This window comes from Flavobacterium sp. UBA6195 (assembly GCF_002422095.1).
Taxonomy (GTDB): domain Bacteria; phylum Bacteroidota; class Bacteroidia; order Flavobacteriales; family Flavobacteriaceae; genus Flavobacterium.
The window spans coordinates 1-12733 of record NZ_DITB01000091.1; the positions used below are offsets into that span (position 1 = coordinate 1).

At 32.6% G+C, this 12733-nt stretch carries 7 protein-coding genes, 1 pseudogene and 1 riboswitch; of the genes and pseudogenes, 6 read left to right on the plus strand and 2 right to left on the minus strand.

Translation table 11 applies throughout. The annotated features are described in order from the left end of the window. A pseudogene (locus B4I81_RS08115) lies at window positions 1–538 on the minus strand (hypothetical protein); the annotation flags it as partial. A 121-nt stretch (window positions 539–659) separates the two neighbouring features. On the opposite strand from B4I81_RS08115, the gene B4I81_RS08120 reads away from it, so the two are divergent. Next, window positions 660–1562 carry a GLPGLI family protein gene (locus tag B4I81_RS08120; protein WP_291109495.1) on the plus strand — a complete coding sequence of 301 codons (903 nt, stop codon included), beginning with the start codon at window positions 660–662 and terminating at the stop codon, window positions 1560–1562. A 12-nt stretch (window positions 1563–1574) separates the two neighbouring features. Then, window positions 1575–4319, plus strand: a complete 2745-nt coding sequence (locus tag B4I81_RS08125; RefSeq protein ID WP_291109497.1) for a TonB-dependent receptor — start codon at window positions 1575–1577, stop codon at window positions 4317–4319. A 70-nt stretch (window positions 4320–4389) separates the two neighbouring features. Here the strand turns inward: B4I81_RS08125 and metK are convergent, their stop codons facing one another. Then, window positions 4390–5640: a methionine adenosyltransferase gene (metK, locus tag B4I81_RS08130; protein WP_291109499.1), complete on the minus strand. Its 1251-nt coding sequence runs from the start codon at window positions 5638–5640 to the stop codon at window positions 4390–4392. Window positions 5641–6256: 616 nt separating this feature from the next. On the opposite strand from metK, the gene B4I81_RS08135 reads away from it, so the two are divergent. From B4I81_RS08135 to B4I81_RS08150, 4 genes are all read left to right on the plus strand, one after another. Further along, window positions 6257–7549 (plus strand): O-acetylhomoserine aminocarboxypropyltransferase/cysteine synthase family protein, encoded by a 1293-nt coding sequence (locus tag B4I81_RS08135; protein ID WP_291109501.1) that lies wholly within the window; start codon window positions 6257–6259, stop codon window positions 7547–7549. Window positions 7550–7612: 63 nt separating this feature from the next. Next, on the plus strand, window positions 7613–8578 hold the full coding sequence (locus tag B4I81_RS08140; protein ID WP_291109503.1) for an alpha/beta fold hydrolase: 966 nt from the start codon (window positions 7613–7615) through the stop codon (window positions 8576–8578). A 92-nt stretch (window positions 8579–8670) separates the two neighbouring features. Further along, a complete protein-coding gene (gene thrA / locus B4I81_RS08145) occupies window positions 8671–11085 on the plus strand; it encodes a bifunctional aspartate kinase/homoserine dehydrogenase I (RefSeq protein ID WP_291109505.1) in 2415 nt (804 codons plus the stop codon). A gap of 82 nt (window positions 11086–11167) precedes the next feature. Further along, the gene (locus B4I81_RS08150) at window positions 11168–12424 is read left to right on the plus strand and encodes a trans-sulfuration enzyme family protein (RefSeq protein WP_291109507.1); all 1257 of its coding nucleotides are present in this window, start codon (window positions 11168–11170) and stop codon (window positions 12422–12424) included. Between the two features lie 152 nt (window positions 12425–12576). Further along, window positions 12577–12684, plus strand: a riboswitch (SAM riboswitch). Window positions 12685–12733 lie beyond the last annotated feature (49 nt).

The window sequence follows — 12733 nt, forward strand, 5'->3', positions numbered from 1 at the left end:
AATTTTTATCGGTCCAATAAAAATGCGTGTAATCGGATTCGTAATATGAAATTGGATTTTCAAGCATTGTAGAAATCCATTTAAAAGTATCAGTATTTACATTGTACAATCCAATTTTAGATGAAATGCTATCGTAAATCCAAATTTGATTTTGAGAAGACAAAGCCACTGCTTCCAAAGTAACAGGAGTTGATTTTAAATTGAAATCTATCTTTTTAATTTCATTTAATTGATTGTCCAAAAGTACTACGGTGTTGAAATTTTTATAAAAAACTACAATTTGTAATGGATTTTGAAAGTCAACTCGAGTAATTTTTCCTAAGCCTAAATTGTTGTATTGAAAGGTTTTAGATTCGCTATTTTTGATTAAGATATTATTTTTGATACTGTAGCTATTAGTTTGATTATCAAAACCTAAAAATGCATCACATTCTATTTTTGCAGTTTCTAATTTTGTAACAGGAATAATTTCCTGACTACTTAGATAAAAGTGACATAAACTTATAAAGGTTATAAATAGTAATTTTTTTAATGACATTGTTAAACTATTTCTGAAAATCAGGGTCTAATATACTACTTTAACACATAAATAGCAGTTAAATTGTGTAACAAAATGCACTATTAATAGTCTATATATATATCTATAACATCTGAAAAGAATGAAAAAAATTATTATTGCTTCGATTTTAATGATTTCTGGGTTACTAAATGCTCAGAATTTCCAAGGTATGGCGGTTTATGAATCTAAAACCAGTACAGCCGATTTTATGAAAGGAATGGGTGGAAACCGTGAGATTACCCCCGAAATGCAAAAACAAATTGAAGAAAGAATGAAAAAAATGTTTGAGAAAACGTTTATTTTAAATTTCGATAAATCAGCTTCTATTTATAAAGAAGAAGAAAAATTAGACGCTCCTGGCCAACAAGGTGGTGGAAGAATGATGATGTCTATGATGGGTGGCGGTGGCACCTTTTATAAAAATGCAAAAGAAAAACAATATATTGTTGATAAAGAGTTTTTTGGGAAAGAGTTTTTAATAAAAGATTCGTTGCCAAAATATGATTGGAAATTAGAAGGCGAATCAAAACAAATTGGTAACTATACTTGTTTTAAAGCAACAGCAGTTGTTAAAGTAAGCGAGTCAGATTTTAGAAATTTTAGATTTAGAAACAACAATGCAAAAGAGGGTGATAAAAAAACAGAAGCAGTAAAAGACACAGCAAAAGCTAAAAAAACTAACTTCACAGACGATTGGGAATTACCAAAAGAAAACACAATTACCGCTTGGTATTGTCCTGAAATCCCTATCAATCAAGGACCTGAGAATTACTGGGGATTACCTGGTTTAATCTTAGAAGTTAACGATGGCAAAACTGTAATTTTATGTTCTAAAATAGTTTTAAATTCTAAAGATAAGGTTGAAATTAAGCCTGTTTCAAAAGGAAAAGTGGTTACCCAAAAAGAGTTTGACGAAACTGTTAAAAAGAAAATGGAAGAAATGCGCGAAATGAATTCTGGACCTGGCGGAGGTAATCGTATGCAATTTAGAATGGGTAGATAAGAAAAAACATTTATGAAAAAAATATTTTTATTATTAGTTATGGCACTTACATCAAGTGCCATTTCTCAAAATATACGTTTCGAAGGAACTGTTAAAGATACCACAGGAGTTGGTTTAGAAATGGCTAATATTATGGCCATTAATCAACAAACCAAAGCCATGGATGCTTACGCCATTACTAATGAAATAGGAAAATTTACATTGAGTTTAAAGCCAAGTACTGCATACACTATTAAAGTTAGTTATATTGGATTTCAAACCTTTGAAAAAACAGTTACGACCGGAACTTCAAACATGAACTTTCCTGTGGTTTTAAATGAAGGAACACAATTAAAAGAGGTTGAAATTGTTCACGAAATGCCAGTTAGCGTTTCGGGAGATACCATCATTTATAATTCCGATTCTTTTACAAATGGTACGGAAAGAAAATTGGAAGATGTACTTAAAAAGCTTCCTGGTGTAGAAGTAAATAAAGATGGGGAAATTGAAGTAGAAGGGAAAAAAGTTCAAAAAGTAATGGTGGAAGGAAAAGATTTTTTTGATGGCGACACGAAGTTAGCTACTAAAAACATTCCAGCTGATGCTTTAGATAAAATCCAAGTTTTAAGAAATTACAACGAAGTTTCTAATTTAAAAGGACTTGAAAATAACGAAGAGAGTATTGCTTTAAATATCAAATTAAAAGAAGGTAAAAAGAATTTTTGGTTTGGTGATATGAATGCAGGTATTGGAGTTGGTATGGAAGATACTCGCTTCATTGTGAATCCAAAGTTGTTTTATTATAACCCAAAATACAGTTTAAATGTAATTGCTAATGTGAATAATATTGGCGAATTACCCTTAACGGCTCAAGATTATTTCAAGTTTACTGGAGGTTTTAAAAATATGATGCGTAAAGGCGGATCTTCTTTTAATGTGTCTTCAAATGATTTAGGAATTTTAGGACTTCGCAACAATCAAGCGGCCAATATTGAGTCAACTTTTGGAGCCGCTAATTTTAGTTTTAATCCTTCAAAAGCATGGACTTTAAGTGGATTCGGAATTTTACTTGGGAATAAAACGGAAATAGAAAACACGACCATTTCAAATCGTATTGATAATTTACCTGATGGCTCTTCTCAAACTATTTCTGAAACTAGAGAAGATTATACAAAACAAGATAGTAAACAGATTTTACTTAAATTAAGTTCAAGTTATGTGCCTTCTGAAAAAGCACATTTTGATTACGATGCTTTAGTTAAATTTTCTGATCAAAAAGAAAATACAAGTGTTTTTTCAAGTTTATTGTCAGATATCTACACTGGAAAAGAGCAAAATCCATTTTCAGTAAATCAAAATTTAAATTACTATTACACATTAAATGATAAGCATGTGTTTGCGTTTGAAATGCAACATTTGTATCAAAATGAAGATCCTTTTTATAATGCTAATTTAGAAACGTTGCCTTTTGCGCCTTTGTTAACGGGTTATATAAATGAAGGAGTTGGAGTTAGAGATGATATTTCACAAAAAAGATTTGTTCAAACTAATAAGCTAGACACTAAGTTTGATTATTATTACATGTTAACTCCAAAAAGCAATATCAATTTGACTTTAGGAAATACGTATTCATATCAAAATTTTGATTCATCTATTTTTCAATTGCTGAATAATGGAACTCAAAATAATTTAACTGATCCAACAACTTTTAATGATGTTAATTATGCGTTTAATGATGTGTTTTTAGGAGTTCATTATAAATTTTTGTTAGGTAAGTTTACATTTAATCCTGGATTTAGTGTGCATCAATTCAACATGAATGATGAGCAATTAGGAACTTCTAATAAACAATCTTTCAATAGAATTTTGCCAGATGTTTATGCTTTGTGGCAAATTAAAAAATCAGAAACTTTAACTTATAACTATTCGTTAACCAATAATTTTACTGATATTAATAGGTTAGCCCAAGGTTATGTGTTTTCAAACTATAACAGTTTGTTTAGCGGAAATCGTTATTTAGAAAACTCAACTTCTCAAGTTCATACATTGCGTTATTTTAAATATAACATGTTTAATTTTGAGAATATTTTTGCTAATATAACGTATACAAGACAATTAGATGCAATAAAAAATAGAGCTTTGTTATTAGGAGTAAATCAAATTTCTTCATCTGAAAATATGAATTCTAATTTTCCTGATGAAACTTTTTCTGCAAATGGAAATTATGGACGCTCTTTTGCGAGATATTACAAGGCGAATTTTAGAGTTGGTTTTAATTGGTCAAAGAACAACAACATTCGTGTTTATCCAGATGCAGATACTGACCCAAGTAATAACCCAACAGAAATTCAAACAATTGAATCGTACTCTCAAAGTTATAACTTGAGTTTTTCTACGAATTATAAAACGTTGCCTAATTTAACTTTGGGATATAATTTTACTGTTAACGATAACTTTTCAGATGTTATTTATATAGATAGTCCAACATTAACATTAGAATATTACTTTTTAGATGCGTTTTCATTCGTTTCAGAATATTCATACTTTCACAATAGAAACAAAACGAAAACTATTGATAGCGAATATGACTTCTTAACAGCAAGTTTAATGTATCAAAAGAAAGGGAGTAAATGGGAATGGAAACTTTCAGGAACCAACTTGTTAGATACAAAATCGCTTGACACAAATAGTTTTAGTCAGTTAGGTGGTACAAGTAGTTTTTCGAGTTACAGAGTACAACCTCGATTTGTTATTTTGAGTTTGAAATATACATTGTAGTTCTTTCGAGTATAGAGATAAAAAAACCATTCGTTAATGCGAATGGTTTTTTTATTAAAGAAAGGATTTCTTATAATTTAAAAGCAGCTTTTACTTGATCTACAAAATCTAATTTTTCCCAAGTAAATAATTCTACAGTTAATGTTTTAGATTCTCCACCTGGAGCCGTAAACGTTTTAGTCACGACTTCTGGTGTTCTTCCCATGTGTCCATAAGCAGCAGTTTCACTGTAAATCGGATTTCTTAATTTCAAACGTTGTTCAATGAAGTACGGACGCATGTCAAAAATACCTTCAACTACTTTACTGATTTGTCCATCAGTTAAATTTACTTTGGCAGTTCCGTAAGTGTTTACGTTGATTGATGTTGGTTCAGCAACTCCAATTGCATAAGAAACTTGAACTAAAATTTCGTCAGCAACACCAGCAGCTACTAAGTTTTTAGCAATATGACGAGTAGCATAAGCCGCAGAACGGTCCACTTTAGATGGGTCTTTTCCAGAGAAAGCACCACCACCGTGAGCTCCTTTTCCGCCATAAGTATCTACGATAATTTTTCTTCCAGTTAAACCCGTATCTCCGTGAGGTCCTCCAATTACGAATTTTCCTGTTGGATTAATGTGGTATATAATTGCATCATTAAATAAATGAGCATATTGAGGATTTTTAGCAATCACTCTTGGAATTAAAATTTCAATAATATCTTTTTTGATTTTCGCTAACATTGTTGGCTCATCAGCAAAATCATCATGTTGTGTTGAAACTACAATAGCGTCAATGCGAACCGGTTTATTATCGTCAGAATATTCTAAAGTAACCTGAGATTTCGCATCCGGACGTAAGTAAGTGATTTCTTTGTTCTCTCTTCTTAAGTCCGCTAGTTCTTGAAGAATTTGATGAGATAATTTCAAAGCTAACGGCATGAATTCAGCAGTTTCATTTGTAGCGTAACCAAACATCATTCCTTGGTCACCAGCACCTTGCTCTTCTTTACTAGCTCTATCCACACCTTGATTAATATCCGCAGATTGTTCGTGAATAGCAGATAAAACTCCACAAGAATTTGCTTCGAACATATATTCGCTTTTCGTGTAACCAATTTTCTTAATTACATCTCTTGCGATAGTTTGTACATCTAAATACGTGTTTGATTTTACTTCTCCAGCTAAAATTACCTGACCTGTAGTAACTAACGTTTCACAAGCTACTTTTGACTCAGGGTCAAATGCTAAAAAGTTATCAATTAATGCGTCTGAAATTTGATCCGCAACTTTGTCAGGATGTCCTTCACTCACAGATTCTGACGTAAATAAATAAGCCATAATAAATTATTTTTAAATTTTAAGTGAGGAAAAATAATTGCAGGTGCTGCCTAAAGGAGTAGTAATTACTGCTTTAGCATTTTTTAATGAGGTTGCAATCAGTTCAAATTTTTCCTCTTAGTTTTCGGATGCAAATGTATGAAATGAAATTGAATTCCAAATGATTGTTAACATTTTTTTATTTAGATATTACAAATGTAGGTTTCTTTAGAAAAATTTTCAGTTTGAAATTCAATAACATAAAAAAATATTCTAAAAAATGATTAATAAATAATAAAATTTAGAAAAATAATCTATTTATTTTTTTATTGTAGAAAATAAATCTAATTTTGCCCTGTCAAACTAAAAGAAATAGAAGATGAACTTTACAATGTGCAATATGTGTATGATGATGTGGAACAATCCGCAGAGGAAACCTATTGCATAATTTTAAAAGTAAATTAATTCAATATAACCTCTGTCGAAAGCAGAGGTTTTTTTATTTCTAAAAATCAACAAAATAATGAAAATAGCAATTTACAATCCAAGACGATGTTGTCGAATGTGTAGCTGAAAAGCAAACTTCGAACAAAAAAATCTTAATACTTAATACAAATATCTTAATACTTAAAATATCATGAGCACAAATAAATTTTCAACAAACGCTTTACACGCAGGACACGATACAACTAAAAACGCAGGAACAAGAGCGGTTCCAATTTACCAAACCACATCATATGTTTTCAATAACTCAGATCACGCAGCTAATCTTTTTGGTTTAGCTGAAGCTGGATTTATTTATACAAGATTAAACAACCCAACAAATGATATTCTAGAGCAACGCTTAGCTAAACTAGAGGGTGGAATCGGCGCTGTCGTAACTGCTTCAGGAACCGCGGCAATTTCAACCGCTTTATTAACGTTATTAAAAACTGGCGACCATATCGTTGCTTCTAATAGTTTATATGGTGGAACTTATAATTTATTAAACGTGACTTTGCCAAGATTAGGCATCACAACAACATTCGTAGATCCATCAAACCCTGAGAATTTTTTAAACGCTGCTCAAGAAAATACACGAGTGTTCTTCGCCGAAAGTTTAGGAAATCCAAAATTAGATGTACTCGATTTAAAAGCCATTTCAAAAGCAGCACAAACCTACAAAGTGCCTTTTATTGTAGATAATACAGTGGCAACACCCTTTTTGCTTAACCCAATCGAACACGGAGCTAACATCGTAATTCATTCGTTAACCAAATACATCGGTGGAAACGGTACTTCTCTTGGAGGTGTCATCATCGATGCAGGAAATTTCGATTGGAGCAACGGAAAATTTCCAGAATTTACAGAACCTTCAGCGGGTTATCACGGATTAAAATATTATGAAGTTTTAGGAGCAGCATCATTCATTGCAAAAGTTAGAATCGAAGGTTTGCGAGATTTAGGTGCTTCTTTGAGTCCGTTCAACGCATTTCAAATTATTCAAGGTTTAGAAACATTAGCTATTCGAATCAAAAAGCACAGTGAAAATGCATTAGAATTAGCCAAATGGTTGCAAAAACGTCCAGAAGTAGCTTGGGTAAATTATCCAGGATTAATTTCTTCAAAATATTATGATTTAGCCCAACAATATTTACCAGAAGGACAAAGCGGTATCGTAACTTTTGGATTAAAAGGAGGTTATGAAGCGGCTAAAAAAGTAGCTGATGAAACCCAATTTTTCTCTTTGTTGGCGAATATTGGCGACACAAAATCATTGATTATTCATCCAGCAAGTACAACGCACCAACAATTGTCAGAAGAACAACAAATCACAACCGGTGTAACGAAAGATTTAATTCGTTTATCCGTTGGATTAGAAGATATTGAAGACTTGAAAGCCGATTTACAAAGTGTTTTCGAAAAATTGCCAGTTCAAAATTTAGTTTAGGTTTTTGTTTGTTTGAAGGCTGCCGATAGACCTACCTAAAGGCAGTCTTTTTTAAAAAGAAAGATGAGTACAATTCAAAAAATAGTGTTTCAAAATATTCCGTTGCAAAATGGAGTAGTGCAATCCAAAACGATTTTGTCCTATCAATTGTTTGGGCAACCTGTTGGTTCAGCTCCTTTGGTAGTGGTGAATCATGCTTTGACTGGAAATTCGCAAGTTATTGGAGAAAACGGTTGGTGGCAATCATTAATTGGTGAGGATAAAATTATTGATACCAAAAAATATGCAGTTTTAGCTTTCAATATTCCAGGAAATGGCTATCAAGATGCAGAAAATTTGATTGAAAATTATCAAGATTTCACCACTTACGATATTGCTAATTTATTTTGGAAAGGAATCGATTCGTTTAAAGTGAATCAAGTTTTTGCAGTGATTGGTGGAAGTTTAGGTGGAGCAATTGCTTGGGAAATGGCAACGATTCGACCAAAAGCGATTGCAAATTTAATTCCAGTAGCAACAAATTGGAAAGCTTCTGATTGGTTGATTGGAAATGTATTAATTCAAGATTTGATTCTGAATAATTCTAAAAATCCAATTCACGATGCACGAATTCACGCCATGTTATTGTATCGAACACCCGAATCACTTCAAGAAAAATTCCAGACCAAATTGCAAAACTCAGAAGGATTGTTTCAAGTGGAAAGTTGGTTGTTGCATCACGGAGAAAAATTGCAAAATCGATTTCAACTTTCGGCCTACAAACTCATGAATCATTTATTGAAAACTACGGATATTTTTAAAAGCAACAATAAATCAGATGTCATCAAAAGTATCTCGTCAAATATTCATCTAATAAGTGTGGACACAGATTACTTTTTTACGGCAAACGAAATCAAAACGGCTTTTCAAGAAGTCAAGAATTACAAAAACAACGCATTTTATCACGAAATCAAATCCATTCACGGACACGATGCTTTCTTGATAGAATTTGAACAACTAAACAACATACTAAAACCTATATTTAATTAAGATGAAATCGCTCACAAAACTTTTTGCGAAAGCAAAATCCAATAAAAAAAGCGATACCATTTTTTACCAATAAAAAATAAAAACTAAAAAAAATGAAAATATTAAAATTTGGAGGAAAATCATTAGCAAACGGAGAAGGATTACAAAAAGTAGTGCAAACGATTGCTCAAAAATATTTCAATAACGAACCCATTGCAGTCGTAGTTTCGGCAAGAGGAAACGCAACAGACGAATTGGTGATTCTACTAAAAAAAGCGCAAGCCAACATCAATTTTCAAGCGGATTTTGAGCAATTCAAAAAATACCAATTGGAAGGTTTGAAAGAAAATATCTTCGAAGAAGAATTCTCAGTTTTACAGAAATTGTTAGAAGGCGTTTCGCTTTTAGGAGATTACAGCGAAAAAATCAAAGATCAAGTCATCGCGTATGGCGAAATTCTATCCGCAAAATACGTAGCTTATGTCTTAAACGAAAATAGCATCAAAGCACAATTCACCGATTCACGCCAGTTAATTAAAACTGATTTGAATTTTGGAAATGCGCAACCAATTGATGCTGTTTCAAAGCGAAATGTCTTGGATTATTTCGAGAAAAACACAGATAAAGTTAATATCGTGACGGGTTTTATTGGTTCAACGTTACACAATGAAACTACGACTTTGGGAAGAAATGGAAGTAATTACACAGCTTCTTTATTAGCGAATTATCTGAATGCCGAAGAATTTCAAAATTTCACACACGTAGACGGAATTTTCACCGCTAATCCCGATTTAGTGGCTGACGCAAAAAAAATCGAGCGTTTGTCCTTTAATGAAGCGAATGAGTTAGCAAATTTTGGAGCGCAAATTTTACATGCCAAAACCATTATTCCTTTGGTTGAGAAAAATATTCCGTTAAGAATTTTAAATACCTTCAATCCTGAAAATGATGGAACTTTAATCACTTCGGAACAAACGAATGAAGGTATAAAATCGCTTTCTGTTTTAACGAATGTGTCGCTGATTAATTTAGAAGGAAGAGGTTTGTTAGGAAAAACGGGTGTTGATGCAAGAATTTTCCGCGTAATGGCTGAAAACGATATTAGCGTGAGTATTATTTCGCAAGGTTCTTCCGAAAGAGGAATTGGTTTGGTGGTAAGTTCTGACAAGGCTTCCAAAGCTTTAGTAGGTTTGGAAAAAGAATTTGAAACTGATTTTTATACAAAAGATGTCAATAAAATTTCGGTAAACGATAACATTGCTGTGATTTCGATTATTGGGCAAGATTTAACCAATTTTCACAAACCTTACACGGCTTTAATCCGAAATAAAATCACCCCAATTTTGCTGAATAATACGGTTACAGGAAGAAATATCAGTTTGGTAATTAGTCAAGATGAATTCAAACGTGCTTTAAATGTAATTCATGGTGAAATTTTTGGAGTGGCGAAAAAAATCAACATCGCCATTTTCGGTCACGGAACGGTTGGTGGAACTTTGATTTCCCAAATTTTAGAATCCGCAAAAAACATCGAAAAACGAAAAGGAATCAAGTTGAATGTGTTTGCCATTGCGAATTCAAAGAAAGTGTTGTTGAATAAATTCGGAATTAGCGAAAATTGGAAAGCTACGTTAGAAGACAAAGGTCAAGATTATAAAGTGGAAGATATTATCGCTTATGCAAAAGAACATCATTTGGAAAATTTAATCGCGATTGATAATACCGCAAGCTCGACTTTCATTGAAAATTACATTTCATTAGCCGAAAATAGTTTCGATTTGATTTCTTCAAATAAAGTCGCAAATACAGTAAGTTATGATTTCTATAAAAAACTACGAAAAGTATTGAAAGACAATCAAAAAGAATATCTATATGAAACTAATGTTGGTGCTGGATTACCATTGATTGATACGATTAAATTACTGCATTTGTCAGGTGAAAATATCACTAAGATTAAAGGTGTTTTCTCTGGAACATTGAGTTATTTGTTCAATAATTTTTCGATAGAAGACAAAAAATTCAGCGAAGTTTTAAAAGAAGCCATCGACAAAGGTTTCACTGAACCCGATCCAAGAGAAGATTTAAACGGAAACGACGTTGGAAGAAAATTATTAATCTTAGCACGCGAATTAGATTTACAAAACGAATTCGAAGAAATCCAAATTCAAAACCTAATTCCAGAAGCTTTGCGTGAAGGAAGTGCAACCGATTTTCTAAAGCGTTTATCAGAATTAGATGGAATTTACCAAAACATCAAAGAGGCTCAAGGTCCAAATGAAGTGTTGCGTTACATCGGTGAATTATCAGGAGATTTACAACAAGACAAAGGGAAATTAGAAGTGAAATTAATTTCTGTTCCAGCTAATTCTGCTTTAGGTTCCTTAAAAGGTTCTGATTCCATTTTTGAAATTTATACGGAATCCTACGGAGAACAACCTATTGTAATTCAAGGTGCTGGCGCTGGCGCTTCGGTAACTGCAAGAGGTGTTTTTGGAGATATTTTACGTTTATCCGAAAAAAAATTATAACCACCCAAACTCAAAACCTGCAAGAAGTAAAAGTCTTGTGGGTTTTACACTTTAACGATTAAACAATTCAACAAACAAAACCATGAGCAACCAAAATTTAGGATTAGAAACCCAAGCCATCAGAACGCAATTAGAGCGCACTCAATATTTAGAACATTCCGTTCCGTTATATTTAACTTCGAGTTTTATTTTTGAAGATGCAGAAGATATGCGTGCTTCATTTGCCGAAGAAACCCCAAACAATAAAAATAATTCCGCTGAAAATGAAAATGGGGTTCTTGGAATCCCTAGGCAAATAACTGAACTTTTTCCAAAAAAAGAACGTAATATTTATAGCCGATTTTCCAATCCCAACACATCTGAATTTGTTGAGAAAATTTGTTTGATGGAAGGAGCAGAAGACGGATACGCTTTCGCAACAGGAATGGCAGCGGTGTATTCAACTTTTGCTGCTTTATTGAATTCGGGCGATCATATCGTTTCTGCAAGTAGTGTTTTTGGTTCGACACATACGTTGTTTACCAAATATTTTCCGAAATGGAATATCACGACTTCGTATTTCGATGTCAATAAACCAGAAACAATTGAAAATTTCATTCGACTGAATACGAAAATTCTTTATGCCGAATCACCAACCAATCCAGCGGTTGATATTTTAGATTTGGAATTGTTGGGAAAAATTGCAAAAAAGCACAATTTGATTTTAATTATAGATAACTGTTTTGCAACGCCATATATTCAAAACCCAATTCAATTTGGTGTCGATTTAGTGATTCATTCTGCCACCAAATTAATCGATGGTCAAGGTCGTGTTTTAGGCGGTGTAACTGTTGGACGTTCCGATTTAATTCGCGAAATTTATTTGTTTTCTAGAAATACCGGACCCGCTTTGTCGCCTTTCAATGCTTGGGTATTGTCAAAAAGTTTGGAAACGTTGCCGGTTCGTATCGAAAAACATTGCGAAAACGCTTTAAAAGTCGCCGAATTTTTAGAAAATCATCCCAATGTGGCTTCTGTGAAATATCCGTTTTTGAAATCGCATCCCCAATATGAAGTCGCTAAAAAGCAAATGAAATTAGGTGGAAATATTGTGGCTTTCGAAATCAAAGGCGGAATTGAATCGGGAAGAAAGTTTTTGGATAAAATCAAACTATGTTCGTTATCTGCGAATTTAGGAGACACACGTTCGATTGTTACGCATCCAGCTTCCACAACTCATAGTAAGTTGACTGAAGAAGAACGATTAGCAGTAAGTATTACTGATGGTTTGGTACGCGTTTCTGTCGGTTTAGAAACGGTTCAAGATGTAATTAACGACTTAAAACAAGCGTTAGAATAAAAGTTTTTAAATTATTTTATAGATTTATATTCTGTTTAAAAATATTAATTTAGAGTATAAATCTATAAATATTATTTTTTTAATGAAATTTTAGAAAATATTTCATTATTTCAATTTTGTCACTACATTTGCAGTGTTCATAATTATAGTGTTTGTTATCACGAAAGCTGGAGGGAATAGACCCTGTGAAAGCTTAGCAACCTCCCGCGCTAGTGGAAAGGTGCTACATTCTATTCCGATTTATCGGAAGCAGATAACGTTAGAATTGCTCTCCAACTTTCTACGGTAACAAATTAAGTTAATAAATAG